The organism is Paenibacillus sp. FSL H8-0175, from assembly GCF_045040615.1.
Lineage (GTDB): Bacteria > Bacillota > Bacilli > Paenibacillales > Paenibacillaceae > Paenibacillus_AQ > Paenibacillus_AQ odorifer.
This window is the reverse complement of the sequence record NZ_CP150299.1, coordinates 1,436,215-1,460,010: the sequence shown is the minus strand read 5'-3', so window position 1 is coordinate 1,460,010 and position 23,796 is coordinate 1,436,215. Positions and strand designations below refer to the sequence as shown.

Below are 23,796 nucleotides of genomic sequence, written 5' to 3'. Positions count from 1 at the left end.
ACTATGCTCTATCACCAGCTAACCTACGTAATTGTTGCACTGCTGATCTCCAGTGTTCTGTTGCTTACTGTGGATACTAAAATATATGCAGTCAATGCTATGCACCGGGAAAAAAAATATGCCCGCGTGTTAGGCTGGGTATATCTCGGTTTATTCCTGCTACTTGGATTGGCCCAGCTGTTCTATTTATGAGCATTTACAAATCAAACCAGTACGCCTGCCCTCTCCATAGTATTTCTTCACAGCCCATGGTATATTGAGGAGTACAATATTAAAGGACGGAGAATGCATCCATGAACTCAAGAAGAAATCCTAAAGAAACAGCCAAAAGAGGTACTCGTTCTCACAGCAAGCCTACTGGCAAGCTTAACCATAAAACTAAAGCACCCGCAGCACCCAAGTCTTTTACTGTAAACGAACCTTCTGAACTGTTGCCCTTCTTACTCACCCACGTCACGGGTCGAGGACGAAATGCGATTAAATCCATCCTATCGCGTGGACAAGTGTCGGTGAATGATAAGGTAGTTACACAGCATAATTTCCAACTGCATCCGGGTCAAAACGTTACTATTGATCAAGAGAAGCCTGTACAAACAGCAGAGATGATCGGACTTAAAATCGTTCATGAGGATGATGACCTGATTATTGTTCAAAAGGATGCTGGACTGCTATCTATCGCCACTGCGGAAGAAAATGAATTGACGGCTTACCGCCAGCTTATGGAGCATGTCCGTGTTAGCAATCCAAAAAATCGGATTTTTGTCGTACACCGTTTGGACAGAGATACTTCAGGCGTAATGATGTTTGCCAAAAGCGAACGGATTCAGCAGGCATTACAAACTACGTGGAAAGATACTGTGAAGGAACGTTCTTACGTAGCGCTCGTCGAAGGCGCGGTTAAAAGACCTGAAGGCAAGATAAGCTCTTGGCTCAAAGAAACCTCAACCCTTAAAATGTATTCCAGTCCTCATGAAGGCGATGGACTACATGCAATTACACATTATAAGCTTATTCAGGCTAACCGCCATTTTTCCTTGCTAGAGGTTAAGCTCGAAACTGGACGAAAAAATCAGATTCGGGTGCACATGGCAGATATCGGCCACCCTATCGCAGGTGACAAGAAATATGGGGCAGAGACCAAAACGGTAGGAAGACTTGGTCTACATGCTCGAGTGCTCTCTTTTATTCATCCAACCACTGGAGAACTGATGACCTTTGAGAGCCCGATTCCGAAGACGTTCCTGAAATATACTGCGCCTGCGCCTACAAACTAAGAATTGAACGTATACCCACGACTGACGAGCCTTCCCCCTTATGGGAAGCTGTAACTTCTACACAAGATGCCCGGTCCATTTGGTCCTGGGCGTCTTTTTTTAACTTCCTATCACATCATGTTACAATATAAATAAACAAAGAAGGTGCCCTTATTGTTCCATCCTACTGTTTTCGATAATATTAAGATCGCCTTTGAGAACCAGATTTATGACTACGATAATTTAGACGGAATACTGGTGGTTACGGATCGCTCCGACCTTCTGAATATGGCGCTGATGTCCAGAGAGTTCAGTCTCTCCTTCCAATTAACTGCAGGCAGGAAAGTAACCGCCGAAATCCTGCTCACTTCGACCACGAAAGATCTCAGCGATGAAATCATGGAGGTTCCTAATACGGATCCCGGCTGTAATCTTTCACTTCGTTTTTATATGGAAGTCGAAGATATTCCTAGCGAATGTCAGGCGATAGACAGTATTCTAAAAGCGATCTGGGGACCTGATTTCCAGCCTGTGCAATCTTTAAGCTTCATATATGGCCAGGAAAGTGAAACTTACAATAACTGCATCGAGCTGCAATTCAAAAGACAACTTACAGAAGAACAAATGGAGGACATTCCAAACCTGCTAAGCCACCTGCTGCAAAGTGCAGAAGAACTGGAATCCTTCACGGTATAATTCCTACTTTTTAACGTTCGAACTATGGGAAAAGAGGTGTGCATGAAATGAAATTCCTGCCTGCTGCCAAAAGTAAACGTTGGTTTCTCTGGATGACCGTTTATGCCATTCTGCTATGGCTTCTTTTCCCTCTGCACCGATTTGTGATGCTGGCCCAAGAAATGGATACCACACTCTTACTGCGCTTTGCTCTTTTTTCCGTAGTAGTGGCAGGCATCGTCAACACTTTAGGCTGGCTCGGAGCACGTCTGCTCTGGGTATTTAGTACGGCGGGAATAATCATAGGCGCGGCATTTATGCTGGGCTACACCTACAAAGAGATGTCCGGTTGGGAGGATCTCGCAGGCTTCCTCGCATTTTCCTTATTTTCATGTGCCGGATTTGCACTGGGTTTATTAGCGGAAGGTATTCGTCTGCTGTATACGCGAGCATCGAAGTCTTGAATGGAAGAGGTGAAACGCTGTTGTCCAATTCTTTTCTAACCAAAAATGCATTGTCCCATTCTTTAAAAGAACTAATGGAGCATACACCGCTCAATAAAATTACTGTTAAACAACTAGTGGACCATTGCGGACTAAACAGACAAACCTTTTATTATCATTTTCAGGATATATTTGATTTGCTAGGTTGGATCTATAAGACTGAGGCTGTCGAAAGCCTCGCCCAGTATCGCAGCTACAGCACTTGGACGGACGGTTTTTATAGAATCTTCTGCTATATTGAGCGGAATAAATCCTTTTGCTGTAACACGCTAAATTCACTAGGCAGAAATCACCTGGATGCATATCTGTACGAGGTGACAAACGATCTCATCATGGGGGTTATAAACGAGCTGTCCTCCGGGATGGAGGTTTGCGAAGAAGACAAGCATTTTATAGCCAATTTCTATACGCTAGCCTTCACAGGCCTAATCATTCAGTGGATGAGAGAAGGCATGAAGGAACAACCGCACCATATGATTGAGAAGCTAAGTGATCTAATTGAAGGAAATTTTCTGAAAGCTTTACACAAATATGAGAACCATCCGTTGTAACCTTTGGTTGCAGCGGTTTTTTTTGTCTAAAAACTAGACAGATCACCCATAATGACAAAAATCCAGACACTCTAAAGAGTTTGATTATACCTTCAAAATAGGAGTTGGTTTACATTAAGAGTGTGATTATTTAAACAACTACTTGGAGGCGACCATTGTGAAAAAAGAGTACGGTAATAGACAGGTTTATTTTGTCGGTGGCGGAATTGCATCCCTAGCGGGCGCTGCTTACCTGGTCAGAGACTGTGATTTTCCGGGACAAAACATTCACATTATTGAAGAGATGAAGATTCTTGGTGGTAGCAATGACGGCGCAGGTGACGCTGAACATGGTTACGTTGTCCGCGGCGGCCGTATGCTCAACGATGAAGCTTATGAAAATCTCTGGGAACTATTAACAACGATTCCTTCTGTCGACCGTCCGGGGTTGTCTGTGCGGGATGAAATTATTGCTTTTGATACCGCTAATCCAACACACTCAAACGCCAGACTAGTAAATAAAGACGGCAAAGTAGAAGATGTATTGTCCATGGGTTTTGATATGGCTGATCGTCTCGCTATGGGCAAGCTGATTATTACACCAGAAGATAAAATGGGGAAAGCGCGTATCAACGACTGGTTCGCCCCTCACTTTTTCACAACTAACTTCTGGTATATGTGGGCTACTACTTTTGCATTTCAACCTTGGCACAGCGCTGTAGAGTTTAAAAGATATATGCTCCGTTTCTTCCATGAATTCCCAAGAATTCAAACACTGGAAGGTGTAACCCGCACTCCTTATAACCAATATGATTCCATCATTCTGCCTTTGCACAAATATCTTGAACCATTTGGTGTCGATTTCACACTGAAATGTACAGTGACTGATCTGCAGTTCAAAAAAGGTGACGGAATTACCGTAACCCAAATGAATGTAGTGCGCGAAGGTGTCAAAGATGTGATTGATGTAAAAGAAGATGATCTTGTGATTATCACAAACGGTTCTATGACCGAAGGCTCCAGCCTTGGTTCTATGACTTCTGCTCCACGCCTTAACGGCAAGGGAAGCTCGTGGAAATTATGGGAAAACATCTCTTCCAAGAAACCAAGTCTTGGCAATCCTTCTTCGTTCGATGATCATGTAGACGGTTCGAAATGGGAGTCCTTTACTGTAACTTTCCATGACTCCAAATTCTTCGATCTGATGGAAAATTTCACACGTAACCGTGCCGGCACAGGCGCTTTGGTCACATTCAAGGATTCGAGCTGGTTTATGTCCGTTGTACTGGCCTACCAACCGCATTTCCGCAATCAACCTGAGCATGTTAAAGTGTTCTGGGGTTACGGACTGTATCCAGACAAAGTTGGGGATTTCGTGAAAAAGAGAATGTGTGATTGTACCGGCGAAGAAATCATGCAAGAATTGATCGGTCATCTTCACTTTGAAGAACATAAGGACGAGATCATGGCTACCGCCAACTGTATTCCTTGCATGATGCCTTATATCACTTCACAGTTCATGCCTAGACTCAATAGTGACAGACCAAAAGTTGTCCCTGAGGGTTCCACGAACCTGGCCTTTATTGGACAATTCTGTGAAATTCCAGATGACGTTGTATTCACTGAAGAATACTCCGTGAGAGCAGCGAGAATTGCGGTATATACTCTACTTGGTATCGAACGGCCTATCGAGCCAATCAACCAATATCAATACGATGTACGTACACTATTCTCAAGCTTTGTTACATCTTTCAGATAAAACAACAATCAGCGGCGAGCGCTTCCGGATATCGGGAGCGCTTGTTTTTGAGTGTGGGAAGCAACAAAAGAACAGTTTTATCAAAACAAAAAAAGAGCTGAGGGAGCCCTCAGCTCTTTTTTTTTCTCGAATCCAAACTTTAAATATTGCAAGATCCATCTGCGCAGCCATCATCGGTGGATACTTCAGAATTCCCCTTACCAACCACTTGTAATGTTGGCCCTGCTTGTTCCTCCGCCCACACAGTATCCAGTACCTCTGTAAATACAGGACCTGGTTGTGCACCAGATAAAGCATATTTATTATTGAATACAAAGAAAGGTACACCGGTAATATTAAGACGGCTTCCTTCTTCAATATCGCCATTAACCTCATTCGCAAAAGCATCCGTTTCCAGCATTGCCGCAGCTTCCGCTTGATCCAGACCTACTTCAGCAGCGAGTGAAGCCAGTACACTGCGATCTCCAAGATTTAATGAATCCGTAAAGTAGGCGCGCAGCAGACGTTCGGACATTTCTGCGCCTTTTCCCTTTGTGCTTGCAAAATGACTCAGTCGGTGACTGTCAAAAGTGTTGGTATGCTTCACTGTATCAAAATTAAATTCCAAACCCACATCTTTAGCTTGCTCCGCTAGTTGTGCGTTCATTGCTTTTGCTTTTTCAACGGTCATCCCGTATTTGGTAGCCAACAGCTCATGAATACTCTTGTCTGTACTTACCTCTGCATGTGGATCCAATTGAAAGCTACGGAATACTACCTCCACTTGATCACGGTTCGGGAATTGGCTGAGCGCATTCTCCAACCGTCTTTTGCCAATATAACAAAAAGGACATGCATAATCGGACCAGATATCTATTCTCACGAAAAAACCTCCTAATATTATTGATAATTTGTAGCTGTTATATAAGAGTAATAACTAAATATACGTCGCTTACTATTATATAGTTAAAAACTCAAAATTACAAACTTAACTTTTATTAAAATAACATTTATAGACGTGAATGCTAAAGCAAAAAGTAAACGAAAGTGGTATATACGCTCCCCTTCAGGGCAGATAGAATGAAGTTAACACCAGACATTCCGAAGGGAGATCCCCATATGCATGATGTATCTATAGTGATACCTACCCGTAACCGTATAAACGACCTTACAGTGTGCATAGAATCTATAAGCAAGCAGACACAGCTAGAGAATGTCTCCATCGAGCTCTGGATTGTAGATGACGGTGAGATTCCTGTAGAAAGATTAACCTATTATCGTAACATACTGAACAAATTGCCACAGGCTGAGTTTCGATATCATCGTAAGACTAATCCGGGTCTCTGGCTTTCCCGTTATGAGTCACTTGGACTAGTAAATGCTGAAATTGTGCTTCATTTAGACGATGATGCAGAATTAGATGATTCCTTATATATTCGACGATTACTTGATACTTATGCAGCGGACGATTCAATTGTCGGTGTAGGCGGGGTTGCTAAAGGCATGCGCAGCAGCAAACCGGGCCGGCTGTTTGGCATGCTGACCGGACAAATGTCCGGATCCCCGGGCAGATTATCCCCAAGCATGTTTGCAGGCTCCCTATACCTCTGGGGAGAGAAGGAGCAGGTTTTTGAGACAGATTTTTTTCACGGTTGTAATATGTCATTCCGGCGCTCAGCATTACAAGATATGAAACCCTATCCCTGGATGACAAGTTACTCCATTGCCGAGGATATTTACTTGTCCCATTTGGCTAGCCGTTATGGCAAGCTTGTCATTAACCCCGCTATGAAAATCATTCATCATGAGTCGCCGGGTTCTCGGGATAAGGCGGGCGTTGTTGCAAGAGCTACTGCCATCAATCATTATTATCTGCTCAACTTACGTAAAGCACCCCCTATGAATTATGCCGCATTGATCTGGACGTTAACCTGTCTGACAGGCAAAGAAACTCTCAAACGAAATTTCAAAGCCGTTAGCGGTTATGCCAAAGGAATCCTTTTCGTAATGAATCCTCGTAAAAACAAATACCGTGAATACATGCTAGATTAGCTTAATAGTTACCTCTATATCCACAGCGTTGCTCCGAATCAGATTGCGGGGCTTTTTTTTCGTGCAGACGGAGTTGTACCTAAATATGCCATGAAATTAATTTCCATCAACTTCTGATCTAGGGTATGATAGTGATAATGTGTTTTAGAAACTAACTTTATGGATGGTGGAATATGTTCAAGAACAAAAAAACGACGTTGATCCTCGTTGTTATCCTCATCGTCGTCATAGCTGTCGGCGCTTGGCTAATTACTAAAAATAAGGATGACAAAGCGACGGAAACACCAGGTGGCGCAACAGCTTCAGGAAAAGGCGAAGCCAAGTCACTCTCACAGACCTTTTATATCTATGACACGGTCGTGAATATCAAAGTGTTCGGAGAAAATGTAGCCCAAAAAAATATGGATGATATCCAGCAAATGCTGGAGCGAATGGATATGGAGCTTAGCCGTACAAAAGAAGGCGGCGAGGTTTACGCAGTCAATCAAGCAGCAGGAAAAGAAGCGGTTGTCGTTTCGGAAGAGACCTTAGATGTTGTAAAACAATCGGTGCAATATGCAAAAGAAATGGACGGGCTATTCGATCCCACGATTGGTCCGCTGATCGACCTCTGGAACATCGGTAGTGGCGGGGATAAAGTCCCTGATCCAGCAGCTATCGATGCAGCCAAGAGCCTAACCAATTACAGAGACGTTGAAATTGACGAAGCTGCTAAGACCGTGAAGCTACTGAAGGAAAATATGGTACTGGATCTTGGAGGTATCGGCAAAGGGTATGCTGCTGACCGTATCGCTGATTATTTAAAAGAGCAAGGCCTTAACAGTGCAATGATCAACCTCGGCGGTAGCAGTATTATTGCATTAGGTACGAAACCAAACGGAACGGATTGGAATATTGGTCTGCAAGACCCTGACCAAAGCCGCGGCACACAGCTAGGAACGATTAAAATCGCAGATGAGGTCATCGATGCTTCTGGTGTTTACGAACGTTATTTTATGCAAGACAATGTTCGTTACCACCATATTCTTGATCCACGCACAGGTTACCCTTCTCAGAACGGTCTCAAAAGCTTGACCATTATGAGCCCTAATGCAACAGATGCGGACGCTTTGTCCACTGGGGTATTCTTGATGGGGATCGAAGAAGGCATGAAATATCTGGAGTCGTTACCTGAAGATGTAGAAGCTTTCTTTATTACCGATGACAACAAAATCTACGCCACACCAGGCATTAAAGAAAGAATGAATCTGACTGACCCTACGTACAGCTTCGCTGATTAGTAGAAAAGAGCTTGCCCCCATAAAGCCATTATTGGCTTTGGGAGGCAAGCTCTTTTGTTGTGGATAAAGGTTCTTTGGCGTGGCTGAGGGATATTCATCGCCCATTCATCGCCCAGCAGCCTGATAATCAGGGAATTCCTCCCTAATTAATTCCCGATCAAGATTTTTGCAGCACCAAAGGCAACTCGCTAAATTCCTTATAATTCGTGAAAATATAACTAGGCTTATGATCCGTAGCCGGCTGTCTGCCTCTCGGATTATACCAGCAGACCTTCCAGCCAGCCGCAAGCGCTCCTACTACATCGTTAGCCCAGGTATCACCTATATAAAGTGAATGGTCTGGTGAAGTGCCAGACTTCTGATTCACATGCAAAAAGAGTTGCGGATCTGGTTTGGCCAGACCTACAGCGTCAGAAATAAAAATCATCTCCTCGGGGATCATCTGATCCAGACCTAATCCGCGAATCTTTTTCATTTGATGATCTTTGGGTCCATTCGTAATGATGCCTACTTTATGACCAGCAGTAATGAACCTTTCCAATTGCTCCCGGACTCCATCTATCATTTGAATGGTGTACTGACGGCCAATGTAAGCCGCTTGTACCGCCGTGGCTTGATCACGATCGAGCTGTAAACCATACTCTGCAAAAGCAAGCTCCAATCGGCGTACCCTTGTCTCCTCCAGCGGAATTTCTCCACGTAAATACATAGGCCATAATACATCACTATGATGTCTTACTTTATAAAATAATTCCGCAAAGTCCAGACTGCTCTCATCCGGTTTAAGTACTTGTCGCACCGCTTCTTTAAATGGAACCAAATGATCATATAAGGTATCATCAAGGTCAAAAAAGATTGCCAGCTTATTACTTGTATCCACTTTAACGCCCCTTACTCGTCTTTCTCTCTAGCTTTAGAAAAAAAGGTTATAGGTATAAAAATCATCATCCCGAATGTAGCCATGCGCTTCATATAAACGCTGTGCCCCCACATTCGCCATCATTGTTGTCAGGGACAAGCCCTTCGTATTCGTAGCGAGCGCATGAGCTCTGGCACTTTCCAGCAGCTTGGAGCCGAGCCCATGACCTCGCAGTTCCGTAGTTACATATAGATCATTCAATATCCAGAGACGCTCCATAGAGACCGATGAAAAAGAGGGATAGAGCTGGGTGAAGCCCCACGCTCGTTTCTCCTCGCCTTCTCCCTCCACCGCAATAAAGATTACCGAATCGTTCAGCTTCAATCGGTCTGATAAAAAAGCACGTGCACCATCCAGATCAGAGACTGCCCCATAAAATACCCGATACTCATCAAACAATGGGATAAGCCGTTCCAAATCATCATAGATCACACGTTCAATACGATAGTTGTTCATCCTCAACGCTCACTTTCCGGCTTGGGCCGTTTTAACGTTATTGTATATTTCAGCCGTACCGTGCACCATGGAGCGAACGCCAGATCATTTGGACAATTATTCTTATTCTTTGGAATCGTAGAACACATGCCGGGCACTGACTTTACCCTCTTCGATATCCAAAATTCCGATGGAATACAGTTTCTCACGTCGTTTATCCGTTGGCGATCCTGGATTAAAGAGCAGAATCCCATTCTCTTCCCGCAATAAAGGCTGATGCGAATGTCCAAAAAGAATACAATCCACCTTATCGTTCGCAAAAGCAAGCAGCGCATTCCCGTCCGTTCCTTTGCGGGAGTGTGGCGTATGACCATGGACCATTCCGATCCGGACTCCCTCAAGCGTTAGCAGCTTACGCTCCCCGAAACGCTCGATGATCTCTATTCCATCGTTATTCCCAGCAATCCCTTCCACTGGAGCCAATTCAGCCAACAAATCGTAGATTCCCATACTCACCCAATCTCCAAGATGCAGAATCAAGTCTACATTCCGGAATTCAGCAACAAGTGCTTTGGGCAGAGACTTAGCCATTCTTGTCATATGTGTATCTGATACCACGCCTACTTTCATATAACTCAGCTCCTAATCTATCATACTCATCTCATATTCAAATAATTGTACGATTTGCTTAAACGAGAAGCAAGTTCTGTGACTTCTCCCACACAGAAAAGCCGGGTACACCCCACTAACACAGGGCATATCCGGCTGCCATAAAGTAATTCCAAAGAAATCATTTATGCTTACTACCTTCTACAGTATTTAGCATCCCAACTCAGTTCTCTCTATCCTGCCAATTCCATAATCTTACTTCTTCAACATGAATATTACTGACCCATTTTTCTTCCTTTAACTTGAGCAGTTCTTTAACCGGACCGGTTACGACAGCTCCATACAGCCTAACTCCGTTCTTCTCCAGATAACTAATGGAGTCATCCAGATCAATAAACGGAATTACCTTGTTGGCGATCGATTTATGCTCCTGCATTAAGTGCAGTGTCTTAAGGAAGTTCGCATTACGAAGTTCACCATCCCCATATGAGTCAACAGATGGAGAAACACTCGTGCGGCTAGTCACCCCTCCAAACCAACCCCACTTTTTCTTTGACTCTTGTGTCACCTTCATATCATCGGCATGCCAGATGGGCGTACTTGGAAATCCTAAGGGATCATTTATTACTGGCTCTTGTGTCCTTGGACCTGTATCTGCTGCGAACCATAAAAGCTCAAGATTTTTATGCTGAAACTTCTTCAATAGCTCATCTGTCGTAAAAAATTGTTCAAAAGACAAATAGGCTTCTCCTACCGTACCTTCAGGGAGCTTTTCTAGTTTTTCCCACTCACTGCTGTCATCCATCCTATTTTCTGCAGACTGGTTCTCAGTGGGATAGATAAAGTAATTACCTGTCCCACTGCGTTCATATGTCCATGAATAACTATATATTCTGGGCCAGCCTAATAGAAACTTCATCGAATAATCTCCAACATTAATCCGCGCATCACCAATTTGTTTTATTATTTCACCCTGCAGATTCATACTAAAAAACGGTCCGGAATCGCTACTCAAATGGACGATTGTATTCGGCTGTGAAACAGCAATTGCGGAAGAAACGACATCACGGTAAGTCTCTCCTCTTTCTCCAGTGCCATAAAATACCGCTGTGATGATACTGCTGACGATCAAAAAAATCAAAAATGCAGAAATCACCGTCAAAGTATTTGATATACGTGCTTTCCACTTGCCACGGCGGATGATCTTTTTTTCTTTGCCGGGTCTGTTTCTTTTACCCTTTCCGAATTTTATGCTCTTCTCCTCTTCTGAAGCCGGCTTTTCTTCGCCCATCAGTTCATCCAGATAGGCCTGGTAAGCTTCCATCTTCTCTAGCTCACGTTCAACCTCATCCCTATCCTCATCAGCAAGAGTGCCTTCGCCATACCTTCTTAACTTCTCCTTAAACTCTTCACTCATGTTCATTTCTCCTCCTCTCTGCCTCACGCAGCTTCTGTCTGGCCCGAAAGATCAATATCTTATATTGGGACAAGCCCACATCCATAATGTCCGATGCTTCCCGATAACTCAGCCCATGAAAATCATGCAGCAGCAGTGCATTTCTCTGATTGTCCGGTAGCTCACCTACTGCTATCCTCATCTCTTCCCAACGTTCCTGATGAAGCAGTGTGCTTTCTGTGGTATCTGGATGAGCAAGCTTTTTGAAATAATCCTCACTCTGAACTGTACTGCGGCCTTCCTTTCGCTTGTAATCTACGAAGGCGTTATAAGCGACACGGAACAACCATGGCTTAATCTTCTCTTCTTTACAATCCTCCAAATGTAGATAAGCGCGATAAAAGGTTTCTTGCATCAAATCTTCAGCCGCATAATGATCACCACAAAGGGAGCGCAAATAGCGGTAAATATCCATCACATACATCTGATATATTTCATCCAATGACTTTCGCTTCATGCACTCCCCCCTTAACCTAACCACGTATCCCAGCCTGAAAAGTTACAGATAAATTTAGCAACTAGTATGAATATACCAGTAATTCCATGGAAAAAAGCGAAAAAAAGCCTGCTGGCAGGGAGTATTACTCCTGCCAACAGGCTTTTTAATTCACCAAGTTACTCTGCTTACAGAACAACTTCAACTTCTTTGAGCATTTCGCTAACGGATATTAAACCGCCACCGGACAAATACCAGTAGTTAGGATCCAAGTAAATGATTTTACCGTTTTTAAAGGCATTTGTGTTCTTCACTAGATCGTTTTCAACTGCTTTTTTAGCTGAGCCGGCTTCGCCGCCATCACTCTTCACAGCCGCATCTCTGTCCACTACAAACAGATAATCCGGATTCTTATCCGCTACATATTCGTAGGATACGCTTTGTCCGTGAGTGGATACTTCAATTTTATCATCAGCCTGTGCAAATCCGAACACATCATGGATAATCCCAAAACGGGAACCTGCACCGTAAGCACTGATTTTTCCTTCATTCGCAAGAATAACAAGTGCTTTTTTGCCATCAGCTGTTGCCTTCGTATTCAAAGCTTTGATGGAATCATTGATAGTCGCAAGCTCAGTTTCTACTTCTGCTTCTTTTCCAAAAATTTGACCCAGCATTTTCACGTTATTCGTAAAAGATTCCATGTAGTTTGCATTATCTACAGCCACATACAGAGTAGGTGCAATTTTGCTGAATTCTTCGTAAGAATCCTGTTGTCTGCCGGAAATGATGATCAGGTCCGGAGAAAGACTGTTTATTTTTTCGAAGTCAGGCTCTTTCAAACCCCCAACATTCTCATATTTAGCATCGTTATATTTAGAGAGATAAGCCGGTACATTACTTTGAGGCACTCCAGTCACCTCTACACCCAGTTTATCCAGCGTATCCAGTGTACCGAAGTCAAAAACAACCACTTTTTGCGGATTGCTTTTGATAGTTGTTTCGCCAAGCGCATGCTTGAAAGTAAGCTCTGTCGGTGCTGTAGTAGCTTCCGTTGTTGGTGCAGTAGTAGCCTCCGAATTGCCTGCCGCTGCTGTGTTGTTATTTGAAGTTGCTGCATTATTGGAGCCACAAGCCGCCAAGATTACCGCAAGAAATACTGTCATAATCAGTAAAGATAAGTTCTTCTTCAATTTATTCACCCCTAATTTTTATAGTGAAGCTATTTGAATTATTCGCGTATGCGTTAAGAAGCTGGCGCCTTTCACTTCTTACGTTACGTCATAATAATATCCACATAGTAATAGTTACCTTTTTAGAAATAGACACCGATTTTTCGGCCTCCTATAGTTTCAATAGGAATGTCCATGTCATATACCTCTTTAAGAACTGCAGAATCTATAATTTCATCCGCTGTACCCGAGGAAGCTACTCTTCCATTTTTAAGCGCAACAATGTAGTCAGAGTAACAAGATGCAAAGTTAATATCGTGGATAACGAGCACAATCGTCTTCCCCTTCTCGTCCACCAAACGGCGAAGCACCTTCATAATTTGGACGGAATGCTTCATATCAAGGTTGTTGAGCGGTTCATCGAGCAGAATGTACTCTGTATCCTGAGCCATAACCATGGCAATATATGCCCGCTGGCGTTGTCCTCCACTGAGCTGATCAATATATTTATCCTGCATCTCTTGGAGATCCATGTAAGCAATCGCTTCGTCAACGAACGCCCGATCCTCCGGACTCAGCTTCCCCTGTGAATACGGGAATCTCCCAAAAGAAACGAGCTCCTTCACAGTGAGACGTACGCTAATATGATTGGACTGCTTTAACACCGATATTTTACGAGCAAGCTCATTACTTTTGCAGGTACCGATTTCCTTACCTTCGATCAGCACCTCTCCCGCGTCTTTGGAGATAAGTCTGCTGATCATGGAGAGCAGTGTACTTTTACCCGCACCATTTGGTCCGATAAACGAGGTGATTGCGCCTTTTTTGATGGACAAGGACACATCATCAACGACGGTTACTCCGCCATAACGTTTGGTTAAATTTTTAACTTCTACCACGACTTATTCTCCTTTAACAGCAGATAGACGAAGTAGACGCCGCCTGCAAAATTGATAATCACACTAACCGTAGTATTGAATCCAAAAACACGTTCGACCAGGAACTGCCCGCCGACAAGCGCAACAATGCTCAGCAGAATCGTTCCAGGAATCAGATAGGCATGCTTATAGGTACGGAACAGCTGGTGTCCCACATTAGCTACCAACAAACCTAAGAAAGTGATTGGCCCCACTAGAGCCGTCGAGATCGAAACGTAGATAGATACAATAACTAGCAGCCTTTTGACCACATAGTCATAATTGATCCCCAGATTAATGGCTTCATCTTTTCCAAGCGAAATAACATCCAAATACTTAACAAATCGCAAGAAATACAACGTAGTTAGCGTCAGAACAATGGTGGAAAGAATCAATAGGTCACTGCTGACATTGTTGAAGCTGGCAAACATTTTCCCCTGTAGAATCAGGAATTCGTTCGGATCAATAAGCACTTCCATAAAAGAAGACGCGCTCTGGAACATCGTCCCCATGATTAGCCCTACCAGCAGCAGGAAATAAATATTTTGTCCTTCCCTACGGAACATTAGCTTATACAATACGCCTGAAAACAGGACCATGAGACACGCAGAGAACAAGAAGTTGATGTTTTTATTCATAAAGGTCATATTCGATGAACCTAAGGCATATACACCGAACGTCTGGATTAACATGTACAGGGAATCGAGCCCGAGAATACTTGGTGTCAAAATACGATTGTTCGTGATGCTCTGAAAAACTACGGTAGAGACAGCTATCACAGCTCCGGTAATCAGAATGGCCGCCAGCTTTCTTCCCCGGCTGGGCAGAACGTAGTCCCAATTTCCCAAAGCATGATACGTCATAAACAAGACGATGAGGGCAACAGCACTTATAGATAATATAGTTAGTTTTGTCTTCATCTCTAGTTCGCCTTTCTTCTCATCAGCAAGTAGATAAACAGACCACTACCGATGACGCCTACCGTGAGACTGATTGATATTTCATATGGATAGATAATGAGCCTGCCCAGAATATCGCAGAACAGGAGGAACACCGCTCCGAGAATGGCTGTATGCGCCAGACTTTTTTTGAGGTTATCCCCTATGTACAACGTTACAATGTTAGGTACTACCAGACCCAGAAATGGAATCGTACCTACGGTTAAAATGACAACAGAAGAGATTAACGCTACAATTACCAATCCCACGTTGACAACCGCTTTGTAATTCATGCCAAGATTAACGGAGAAATCCTCGCCCATACCGGCTACCGTAAATTTATTAGCGAAGAGATACGCCAGGATGACAAGTGGAATGCTGATATAAATTAATTCGTATTGGCCTTTGATAATCGTTGAGAAATCTCCAAGCATCCAAGACGAGATATTCTGAATCAAATCATTTTTATACGCAAAAAATGTTGTAATCGAACCTACAATGTTTCCGAACATGAGTCCGACCAGCGGGATAAAAATACTATCCTTGAACTTGATCCGATCCAGGATTCTCATAAAAATAAAGGTGCCCAATAGTGCAAAAACAAAAGCAACCAGCAATTTCTGCATTGGCGTTGCGCCTGTGAATAACATGAGGGATACGAGAATACCAAATTTCGCGGAATCCATCGTCCCTGCCGTAGTCGGGGAGACGAATTTATTGCGTGACAGCTGTTGCATAATTAATCCGGCAATACTCATGCTGACTCCAGCGATAATCAATGCGGCTAACCGGGGAATCCGGCTTACCAGCAAGGTCTGTGCTTGAGATTCCGTAAGATGAAAGAGATCTAATGGGGATATATCTTTAACGCCTATAAACAAAGATATAAATGAAAATACTATTAGAAGTAGGGACAAATATTTTAGTTTCATGAGTTGTTCCTTATCTGTTTAATAGTTTACAAATGCGCTTTTATGATAATGATTTTCATTCGCAATGTTTTAAATTATACCTAAGCCCACTTTGAGGGTCAACCCTTTCATATACTTAAATTTAAAATAATTAAGACTTAGGCTTATCTGCTTAAGTTACCTAAAAAAAGACACCCTAACGGGTGCCTCTTTAATCTCTGCCATATTTTTAGCGCTAAACTATAGGATTTATTTATATTTCTTCCAATCCTGATTACTGTTCTCCAGCAGATGTGCAAAATCATTATCCAACCGCTTCTGCTCAGCCTTCCGCTGATCTTCCACTGCCTTACGGGCAGCTTCTTTACGGTCATTTTCCTCCGCTTTCAACGCATCAGATTGCGCCTTCAGCTTTCCTAGAACATCACTGCTTAGCAGATCTTTTAACGTAGCAGGGCCATCATTCGTAGCGGCTCTTGGTGTGGTAGGCATTTTCTTTTTTTTAGCCACTGTCCATCATCCTTTCTAGTACTGAATTAAATTGGAATTTGTTTAAGTTATTGGTCTTTTCGTTTATAATGTTTACTAAGAGGTGAGCCCTATGAAGTCCAATGATTTATGTCCCCGGCTACAAAAAAGTATGGATATTATCGGCAGGCGTTGGACTGGTTTAATTATCTACCAGCTCCTTCAAGGACCCCAACGTTTCAATGTAATTGAAGCGGCATTACCCATCAGTGGAAGACTGCTCTCCGAACGGCTCAAAGAGCTGGAACAGGAAGGGATCGTTCTTCGAGAAGTGTTCCCAGAGACCCCCGTGCGGATCCAATATTCTTTGACGGATAAAGGTCTTGCTCTGGAATCAGTCATCCGAGACTTACAGAGTTGGTCCAAAGAATGGGTCGATTGTGACACCGATAATCTAAATTCAACCCTCAAAATGTAAGCGTTTTATCTGAGGCATTAGATTTTAAGGCCGACAATGACTAAATCACGCTCTATACCGTCAAGTTCAGCCACACCAGGCAGCATTCCCCATTCTTCAAAACCAAACTTTTTCAGTAAACCAAGGCTTGGATCATTATGTCCAAACACAAAGCCGACTAGATTCTTAATTCCGAGACTAGGGGCTTTCTCAATGGCCTCTGTCAGAAGAATTCTGCCCGCACCACCACCACGGAACTTTTCATTCACGTATACACTGATTTCTGCTGTTGCATTATACGCTGGACGACCATAGAAGGATTGAAAACTGAACCATGCAGCAATTTCATCTCCTTGCTTCAGTACCCATAAGGGACGGTGATGGCTATTATGCTCAAGAAACCATTTCTCCCGATCTGCAACAGTAACGGGTTCCAGATCTGCAGTTACCATCCTCCCAGCAATCGTTGAGTTATAAATATCTACAATAGCTGCTAAGTCTGCAGATGTTGCATCTTCAATTCTGCTGTTCTCCCAATTCATCCCTTAATTCCTCCAAATGTGTTAATTAACTCAGGCCGACCTGCTCCTGGCTCCATTGCCACAGCCGTTCGGCCTCTATTGTATTCTGCGCTCTGGGAGACAGTTGTTTAATCTTTCTTCGATAATAATATTGACCGGTTACCTCTCCAAGATCGGGATCTGTAGCCAAATAAATCGCTGTATCGGCACCTTGTTCAGGTGTTAAGAAAAAGTATGAGAGTAACTTAAGTACCGACTTGCCAAAACCAGTCTCCCGGTTTACTCCTATATTCGTCCCCACTGCTCCTGGATGCAGGCAATTCACCGTCACCCTTGTTCCGTGAAGACGCGAAGCCAGCTCCCGCGTGAACAGAATATTGGCTAGCTTGGATCGGGCATAGGCTTTTGCAGGATTAAAACGGCGAGCGAGGGTTGGATCTTCATAATGGAGCGCACCTATCTTGTAAGCACCGGAGGCAACCACAATGATACGACCTTGCTCTGCTGCCTGCAACGACTTAAGTAACAAATTGGTAAGTAGAAAATGCCCCAAATGATTTACGCCAAGATCCATCTCAAAGCCGTCCTTCGTAAGCTGACGCTTAATCGTGACTACCCCGGCGTTATTGATAAGTATGTCTAGCATCGGATATTTCATAGTGAATTCCTCAGCAAAGCTGCGAATGCTCTCAAGTGAAGCCAGATCACACAACATGAGCTCGATATCCTCGGAGTGGCTCTTTTGTTTGGCGGCAGCAAGTGCTTCTTCTCCCCGCTGGCGATTACGGCAAACCATAATAACTTTAGCTCCCTTGCGAGCCAGTTCAACTGTTGTGGCCAGCCCCATACCGGAATTCGCTCCGGTAACAAGTGCGATTGTTCCTCTCATTGCAAGAATCACTCCTCTCTCAACAACCGTACCCGAATAAGCTTCAGCCTAACCTTAGGAGAAGTATATTTAAAGATATGTTACACCAACTAGTAGGGTTAAGAAAAGCTTCATGTCATGATTAGCCAACGATAGTTATAGTTCGTCAGGTGCGTCTGGTCTATTTTTGATCTATAATAGGAATATTGCAGTTCTAATCGTGAAGTTGAAAGGGGAACACCAACTATGAATAATGCTCTGACAAGCCTAGAGCAGCAAATGGCGGGCGAAGGTCTGGATGCCCTGCTCGTAACAGATCCCAAGCATGTCTACTACTTAACCGGCTTCGCCAGCGATCCGCATGAACGTTTTCTGGGTCTGCTGCTGATACGCGGAGAAGAGCCTATGCTCATTCTGCCTGCATTGGATGCAGAAGCGGCTCAAGCGGCTTCTTCGGTCACCAAAATTCTAACTCACACTGACACTGATAATCCCTATAACCTGCTAAAAGATTGTTTCGGCAGCAGTAAGCTAGGTACTCTTGGCATAGAAAAGGAACATTTCTCAGTAGCCCGTTTTGAGCACCTAACCGCTGCTGTTCCAGCTGAACGGTTTAGTGATATTGGTCCATTGCTGCGCAGCATGCGCTCTAAAAAGACCCCGGATGAAGTTAAGCGCATGAAACATGCCGCTGAGCTAGTTGAGGAAGCCTTGCGCCGCGTTCTTACCCACGTAAAAACAGGCGTTACAGAAAACGATCTAGTGGCGGAGCTAGAATATCTAATGAAAAAGGTTGGCGCTTCCGGCCCTTCCTTCGACACTATGGTGCTTTCTGGTCCGAAAACTGCCTTGCCTCACGGTGTTCCGGGCAACCGGGTCATTCAACCCGGCGACTTCCTGATGTTTGATATCGGGGTGTATGCCGATGGTTATGCTTCTGATATTACACGTACCTTTGCTATTGAATCCGTAGACGACAAGCTAGTCACTATCTATAACACTGTGCTGGCTGCCAACGAAGCTGGGATCGCTGCCTCCAATCCTGGAGCACCTTTCGGCTCAGTCGACAAAGCTGCACGTGATGTAATTGAAGAAGCTGGATTCGGAGAATATTTCTTACACCGTGTCGGACACGGACTGGGCATGGATGTTCATGAATATCCATCACTTCACGGACAGAACGACGACATTATCGAAATCGGCAATGTGTTCACCGTTGAGCCGGGAATTTATGTGCCTGGACTAGCGGGTGTACGTATCGAAGATGATCTGATTATTACAGCTGAAGGTGCAGAGACCTTAACAAGCTTCCCTAAGGAACTGACTATTCTTCATTTGTAGAAAAGAATTACAAGCCATAGCCAAAAACACAGAGCAGCGATTCCTCCAATAATGAGAGAATCGCCGCTCTGTGTTTTTTTAAATTCAAACCTGTGTTCCCCACATCCCGCGAACCAACTTAGCCTCTTTCACCATCCTGCCGATCAGCTCCGCGACTGTAGGAATATCTTGGATCATTCCTGTCACTTGACCTGCCCAGCCGATGCCCTCTTCTTTGATATCATCATAGATCCAGCGCTTGTTGGCTGCACCACTGATATACTCTTTTAATGCTTCATAGGTCGGTGTCACGCGCTCGATTTCAAGAATTTGATCAATGTAGTCACTACGTAACACTCGTGCGGGTGCTCCAATAGAACGTTTGATTACAACCGTATCCGACTCTGAGCTTTCTACTAAAGCTTTTTTATAAGACGCGGCCGCATGAACACATTCCACTGTAGCAACGAAACGAGTGCCCATTTCGATTCCTTCAGCCCCAAGTGCATGAGCAGCCATCCATCCACGGCCATCTCCGATCCCTCCGGAAGCAATCACAGGAATATTAACCGCATCAACCACTTGGGGAACGAGCACCATGGTTCCAACATCGTCACGCCCTAAGTGGCCCCCTCCCTCATGCCCAACAACAATAACCGCAGAAGCCCCTAATTGTTCAGCTTTTTGGGCTTGTCTGCGTGAGGAGACGAGCACGAGTGTTTTAATATCGGTGGGCTGTAACATTTCCAGTATAGGGGCTGGATTCCCTCCAGTGAGGCTCACCACGGGAACCTGCTCTTCGATGGCGACCTGCACCCGATCTTCATAACCAATCCCATGCATGCCGATAGCAAAATTAACACCAAATGGTTTGTCCGTTAGTGTTCGTACCCGACGTATTTCTGCACGTAAGGCCTCCGCATCCGGAAGACTCATTGCTGTGACCTGACCCAGTCCACCGATATTTGAAACCGCAGCCGCAAGGTCTGCATAACCTAAATAAGCAAGTCCTCCTTGAATAATAGGATATTCTATGTGTAATAACTCCGTAATACGGGTGTTCCATTTCATCTTCATCTACACCTTTCCTATCTTTAAGCAAAGTAGAATCACGGCAATTAAAAGGGCAGCTCCCCCTGCCAGATAATCTATTTGCTGAAATTGCAGTCTTTTAAAAGAAGTCCTTCCTTTACCATTCCCATAAGCACGCGCATCAATTGCATAGCTCAGCTGTTCAGCACGTTGAATCGTTGTGAAGAGCAGAGGAATAATGATCGGAATGTACGCATATACCCGTTTAGGCAGTGACAATACTGTGAGATCATAACCTCTAGCCTTTTGTGCGAGAAGGATACGATCAAGCTCCTCCTTGATGGTAGGGATAAAACGGATCGCAATCACTATCATTAAAGAGAACTGCTCTACGGGTACCCCCAATTTGGATAGAGGGGCAAGCAACTTCTCCAGACCATAAGCTAAGTCTAGCGGTTTAGTAGTTAATGTCAGAATTGAGGCTAACAAGATGAGCAATATAATCCGCCATACAAAACGTAATCCTATCCACAATCCCTCTTCAGTCACCTCGATAAAAAACCATGACCAGAGAATCGTCCCCTTGGTGAACACGGCATTGTAAACAAAAGTAAATAATAAAATAAATAATACCGGCCGTAGCCCTCGCCAAAAAAAATGCACAGGAACTTTAGATAGTAGTAACAATCCCAATACAAAAAAGGTTGCAACAACATAACTAAGCCCCGTACCAAGCATCATAAAGCTAAGCATGAGCATCACGATACTTACAAGCTTTGAACGAGGATCTAAACGATGAAAAATCGAATGTGTCTCCACATATTGACCGACTAATACGGAATCAGCCATGCCCTTGCCCCCTCGAATGCCAAATCGGCAAAATCGCTTCGAAGATATCCTGCTCTTTACAGCTGGCAACTTCAATCTTCTGACCAGATAATTCCTCCACTAACTTCAAGAGCTGTACGGGTTCAGGCAAGGATAGTCCAAGTTCCAGCAGTAATTCTTCCTTTTCCAGAAACAATGTTCTGGTATCATGATGCCCTTTTAACTGACCTTCATGAAAAACCATGACCTCATCTGAGAATTCGGCAACATCACCCATCTGATGCGAAACGAAGAGGATGGTGCGATTGTCTTGTTGCTGCCATTCCTTTAGTAGCCTCAGCAAAGACACTTGGCTAGCTGGATCGAGACCCGCTGTCGGTTCATCCAATATCAGCAGCTTCGGATTTGTCATCAGTACAGAGGCAATAGCTACACGGCGCTTTTCACCACCACTTAGCTGGAATGGATTTAAGGGGAGAATCCCCTCTGGCAAACCCACTTGCGGCAAGATCATTTCAATCGCCTCTGTAATTTGCTGACGTGAAGCACCCTGCTGATTCAGAGCAAAAGCAAGCTCCTTATGCACCGTTGTTTCGAATAGCTGATGCTCCGGATATTGAAAAACGAAACCCAACTCGGGGACAACCTTTAAGCGTCCTTTAGCATCTCTGCTGGCAGGCTGCTGGTTAATCCAATAGTCTCCTTTTACGGTGGGAATCAAGCCCTTCAGCACTTTGACAAAGGTAGACTTTCCTGCACCTGTTGGACCGATAATAGAAATCCATTTGCCTTCAGGAATAGTGCAGTTTATATTTCGCAAAGCCACATGATCGGCATAGTTCACACTTAGATTTTTTAATTGGTAGACCATTGTGATCGAATTATCCCCTTCCAATCGGCTGTTAGCGGTGCTGCTGAATGGAGCAATGTATGTACACGCACTGCGAAGGGCAGTTGTAATTGATAGTCCGCAACAGGCATGGTTTCAAAAAAAGTCAGTGGATCGCCGTCAAACTCAAGTCGTCCTTGGTGCAGGAGCAATACGCGTTCTGCTGCAAACACTTCCTCCATATGGTGGGTGATATGAATAAGCGTCAGGCCTTGACGATGCAGCTCTTGCATAATAGAAAGAACCTGCTGTCTTCCCTGAGGATCAAGCATTGAGGTAGCCTCGTCAAAAATAATGACTTGCGGGCGCATCGCCAATATAGCTGCGATAGCGACACGTTGCTTTTGACCTCCAGATAGCTGATGTGGCATAGCTTCCAGATAATCCTCCATATGAACGGCCTGTAAGGCATGATCCAATCGGCTGCGCATTTCCTCCCTCGGCACACGGATATTCTCCAAACCAAAAAGCACCTCATCCATAACGGTTGTGGTGATAAATTGATCCTCTGGATTCTGAAAAACAAAACCGATTTGCTGATGAATCTCCGCAAGATCCGTTGGTTTTGCTGTGTCCAAGCTCTTAAATTGTACAGTCCCTTTTCGCGGCAGCAGCAGTCCGTCCATGAGCTTTGCAATAGTGGATTTGCCAGAACCATTCGCCCCGACTATCGCCACAAACTCCCCTGCGTCTATCGTAAAGCTAATATCCTCCAGAAGAGGTTGTCCTTTTTTATAATAAAAACAAACTTGATCGAAGGTAAGCATTTATTCAGTCCCCTTTTGACGGTGCCAAGCAGCAAAAAATGCCTCAATGCTATTCTCGGAAAATGCAGGTGCAGGCTTCTCCCATTTTGTCACTTTTGATCCATTCACGGCAAAGATTTCACCGGTTAAATCCGCGTCGGACTCCCTCAACAATGCAGTCACGAAGGAAGCAATAGCCTCAGCGTCACCTATTCTCCAAAAATCAGGCAAACGTTCATTACGACTGAAATATTTTTCCTTCAAATGGTCAATTATAGGTCTGGTCATATCTGTTAATGCCGCTGGAGAAATCGCATTGACCCTAATCTGGTCACGTTTCAGCTCTGCTGCGAGCGTCCACATCATGCCCAGTATTCCAGCCTTGGCTGCACTATAATTCACCTGACCTACGGAACCTGCTAGTCCAGCAGCAGAGGTCATCAACAGGATATCCCCACCTGTTTCACGCATATGTGGTAATACTCGTTGAATGCAATAATAAGTGCCATTTAAATGCACATCCAGAACATTCTTCCACTGTTCATCCGTCATACGTTGGCATTTCTGATCCTGCACAATTCCCGCGTTAGCTATCAATACCTCGATACGACCGTATCGGGCAATGACCTCATCTACCATGGCAGTGACTGCGACGGAATCGGCTACATTAGCAGCGTACCCTAGCGCCTCTCCGCCTGCCTGGCGGATCTCGCGCACAACCTCATCAATTAAGACTTGTTTCGTACCATTTACAACCACTATATAACCTGACTTGCCAAGCTGCATGGCGATACTACGTCCGATCCCTCTTGTTGCTCCAGTAATTAAGGCCACTTTATTCAT

28 protein-coding genes are annotated in these 23,796 nt (G+C 44.2%); 10 read left to right on the top strand and 18 right to left on the bottom strand.

All coding sequences use genetic code 11. The features are described from left to right. Positions 1–3: 3 nt before the first annotated feature. The 6 genes from MHH46_RS06410 to MHH46_RS06385 all read left to right on the top strand — a co-directional run bounded on the left by MHH46_RS06410 (position 4) and on the right by MHH46_RS06385 (position 4,720). On the top strand, positions 4–192 hold the full coding sequence (locus tag MHH46_RS06410) for a CLC_0170 family protein (RefSeq protein WP_076185706.1): 189 nt from the start codon (positions 4–6) through the stop codon (positions 190–192). Positions 193–293: 101 nt separating this feature from the next. Then, positions 294–1,274, top strand: coding sequence for an RluA family pseudouridine synthase (locus MHH46_RS06405; RefSeq protein ID WP_076193014.1), 981 nt, complete (start codon positions 294–296; stop codon positions 1,272–1,274). A gap of 153 nt (positions 1,275–1,427) precedes the next feature. Continuing rightward, entirely contained in the window at positions 1,428–1,949 is a 522-nt protein-coding gene (locus tag MHH46_RS06400; RefSeq protein ID WP_076193016.1) for a hypothetical protein, read from the top strand. 47 nt (positions 1,950–1,996) lie between these two features. Beyond that, positions 1,997–2,392, top strand: a complete 396-nt coding sequence (locus MHH46_RS06395) for a hypothetical protein (protein ID WP_076185711.1) — start codon at positions 1,997–1,999, stop codon at positions 2,390–2,392. A 20-nt stretch (positions 2,393–2,412) separates the two neighbouring features. Further along, a complete protein-coding gene (locus MHH46_RS06390; protein ID WP_036681438.1) occupies positions 2,413–2,982 on the top strand; it encodes a TetR/AcrR family transcriptional regulator in 570 nt (189 codons plus the stop codon). 157 nt (positions 2,983–3,139) lie between these two features. After that, a complete protein-coding gene (locus tag MHH46_RS06385) occupies positions 3,140–4,720 on the top strand; it encodes an oleate hydratase (protein ID WP_076193018.1) in 1,581 nt (526 codons plus the stop codon). Positions 4,721–4,859: 139 nt separating this feature from the next. Here the strand turns inward: MHH46_RS06385 and MHH46_RS06380 are convergent, their stop codons facing one another. Then, positions 4,860–5,582: a DsbA family oxidoreductase gene (locus MHH46_RS06380; protein WP_076142179.1), complete on the bottom strand. Its 723-nt coding sequence runs from the start codon at positions 5,580–5,582 to the stop codon at positions 4,860–4,862. Positions 5,583–5,818: 236 nt separating this feature from the next. Between MHH46_RS06380 and MHH46_RS06375 the strand changes: the two genes are divergently transcribed. Together MHH46_RS06375 and MHH46_RS06370 are read left to right on the top strand one after the other, a co-directional pair. Next, a complete protein-coding gene (locus tag MHH46_RS06375; RefSeq protein WP_076128092.1) occupies positions 5,819–6,751 on the top strand; it encodes a glycosyltransferase family 2 protein in 933 nt (310 codons plus the stop codon). A gap of 173 nt (positions 6,752–6,924) precedes the next feature. Next, positions 6,925–8,031, top strand: coding sequence for an FAD:protein FMN transferase (locus MHH46_RS06370; protein ID WP_076128094.1), 1,107 nt, complete (start codon positions 6,925–6,927; stop codon positions 8,029–8,031). A 157-nt stretch (positions 8,032–8,188) separates the two neighbouring features. Here the strand turns inward: MHH46_RS06370 and MHH46_RS06365 are convergent, their stop codons facing one another. From MHH46_RS06365 to MHH46_RS06320, 10 genes are all read right to left on the bottom strand, one after another. Continuing rightward, a complete protein-coding gene (locus MHH46_RS06365; protein ID WP_036681855.1) occupies positions 8,189–8,911 on the bottom strand; it encodes an HAD family hydrolase in 723 nt (240 codons plus the stop codon). A gap of 33 nt (positions 8,912–8,944) precedes the next feature. Next, the gene (locus MHH46_RS06360; protein WP_036681853.1) at positions 8,945–9,406 is read right to left on the bottom strand and encodes an N-acetyltransferase; all 462 of its coding nucleotides are present in this window, start codon (positions 9,404–9,406) and stop codon (positions 8,945–8,947) included. Between the two features lie 102 nt (positions 9,407–9,508). After that, complete coding sequence (locus tag MHH46_RS06355; RefSeq protein ID WP_076128097.1) at positions 9,509–10,015, bottom strand: metallophosphoesterase; 507 nt, start codon at positions 10,013–10,015, stop codon at positions 9,509–9,511. A gap of 202 nt (positions 10,016–10,217) precedes the next feature. Continuing rightward, on the bottom strand, positions 10,218–11,411 hold the full coding sequence (locus tag MHH46_RS06350; protein ID WP_076128099.1) for an anti-sigma factor: 1,194 nt from the start codon (positions 11,409–11,411) through the stop codon (positions 10,218–10,220). Next, entirely contained in the window at positions 11,404–11,907 is a 504-nt protein-coding gene (locus MHH46_RS06345) for a sigma-70 family RNA polymerase sigma factor (RefSeq protein ID WP_036681849.1), read from the bottom strand. Before MHH46_RS06345 ends, MHH46_RS06350 begins: the two co-directional genes overlap by 8 nt. A gap of 167 nt (positions 11,908–12,074) precedes the next feature. Continuing rightward, a complete protein-coding gene (locus MHH46_RS06340) occupies positions 12,075–13,079 on the bottom strand; it encodes a siderophore ABC transporter substrate-binding protein (RefSeq protein ID WP_282579687.1) in 1,005 nt (334 codons plus the stop codon). 122 nt (positions 13,080–13,201) lie between these two features. After that, positions 13,202–13,957 carry an ABC transporter ATP-binding protein gene (locus tag MHH46_RS06335; RefSeq protein ID WP_036681845.1) on the bottom strand — a complete coding sequence of 252 codons (756 nt, stop codon included), beginning with the start codon at positions 13,955–13,957 and terminating at the stop codon, positions 13,202–13,204. Next, a complete protein-coding gene (locus tag MHH46_RS06330) occupies positions 13,951–14,895 on the bottom strand; it encodes an iron chelate uptake ABC transporter family permease subunit (protein ID WP_036681842.1) in 945 nt (314 codons plus the stop codon). The genes MHH46_RS06335 and MHH46_RS06330 overlap by 7 nt, the downstream gene beginning before the upstream one ends. Before the next feature lie 2 nt (positions 14,896–14,897). Further along, complete coding sequence (locus MHH46_RS06325) at positions 14,898–15,845, bottom strand: ABC transporter permease (RefSeq protein WP_036681839.1); 948 nt, start codon at positions 15,843–15,845, stop codon at positions 14,898–14,900. 228 nt (positions 15,846–16,073) lie between these two features. Next, on the bottom strand, positions 16,074–16,334 hold the full coding sequence (locus MHH46_RS06320; protein ID WP_036681837.1) for a YqkE family protein: 261 nt from the start codon (positions 16,332–16,334) through the stop codon (positions 16,074–16,076). Between the two features lie 91 nt (positions 16,335–16,425). On the opposite strand from MHH46_RS06320, the gene MHH46_RS06315 reads away from it, so the two are divergent. Beyond that, complete coding sequence (locus MHH46_RS06315) at positions 16,426–16,770, top strand: helix-turn-helix domain-containing protein (protein ID WP_076128100.1); 345 nt, start codon at positions 16,426–16,428, stop codon at positions 16,768–16,770. A gap of 17 nt (positions 16,771–16,787) precedes the next feature. On the opposite strand, the gene MHH46_RS06310 is transcribed toward MHH46_RS06315, so the two are convergent. Both MHH46_RS06310 and MHH46_RS06305 read right to left on the bottom strand, forming a co-directional pair. Next, a complete protein-coding gene (locus MHH46_RS06310) occupies positions 16,788–17,291 on the bottom strand; it encodes a GNAT family N-acetyltransferase (RefSeq protein ID WP_076128102.1) in 504 nt (167 codons plus the stop codon). A gap of 25 nt (positions 17,292–17,316) precedes the next feature. Then, positions 17,317–18,159: an SDR family oxidoreductase gene (locus tag MHH46_RS06305; protein ID WP_076185723.1), complete on the bottom strand. Its 843-nt coding sequence runs from the start codon at positions 18,157–18,159 to the stop codon at positions 17,317–17,319. 225 nt (positions 18,160–18,384) lie between these two features. Here MHH46_RS06305 and MHH46_RS06300 point away from each other — a divergent pair, with 225 nt between their 5' ends. Beyond that, positions 18,385–19,479: a Xaa-Pro peptidase family protein gene (locus MHH46_RS06300; protein ID WP_076128106.1), complete on the top strand. Its 1,095-nt coding sequence runs from the start codon at positions 18,385–18,387 to the stop codon at positions 19,477–19,479. Between the two features lie 84 nt (positions 19,480–19,563). On the opposite strand, the gene MHH46_RS06295 is transcribed toward MHH46_RS06300, so the two are convergent. The 5 genes from MHH46_RS06295 to MHH46_RS06275 are packed head-to-tail and all read right to left on the bottom strand — an operon-like array spanning position 19,564 to position 23,796. Next, the gene (locus MHH46_RS06295; RefSeq protein ID WP_076142180.1) at positions 19,564–20,529 is read right to left on the bottom strand and encodes a nitronate monooxygenase family protein; all 966 of its coding nucleotides are present in this window, start codon (positions 20,527–20,529) and stop codon (positions 19,564–19,566) included. A 6-nt stretch (positions 20,530–20,535) separates the two neighbouring features. Beyond that, entirely contained in the window at positions 20,536–21,339 is an 804-nt protein-coding gene (locus MHH46_RS06290; protein WP_076193020.1) for an energy-coupling factor transporter transmembrane protein EcfT, read from the bottom strand. Continuing rightward, positions 21,332–22,189: an ATP-binding cassette domain-containing protein gene (locus MHH46_RS06285; RefSeq protein ID WP_076142166.1), complete on the bottom strand. Its 858-nt coding sequence runs from the start codon at positions 22,187–22,189 to the stop codon at positions 21,332–21,334. The genes MHH46_RS06290 and MHH46_RS06285 overlap by 8 nt, the downstream gene beginning before the upstream one ends. After that, complete coding sequence (locus tag MHH46_RS06280) at positions 22,174–22,974, bottom strand: energy-coupling factor transporter ATPase (RefSeq protein WP_076128113.1); 801 nt, start codon at positions 22,972–22,974, stop codon at positions 22,174–22,176. The genes MHH46_RS06285 and MHH46_RS06280 overlap by 16 nt, the downstream gene beginning before the upstream one ends. Next, positions 22,975–23,796, bottom strand: a complete 822-nt coding sequence (locus MHH46_RS06275; RefSeq protein WP_076193022.1) for an SDR family NAD(P)-dependent oxidoreductase — start codon at positions 23,794–23,796, stop codon at positions 22,975–22,977. It abuts the gene before it with no gap.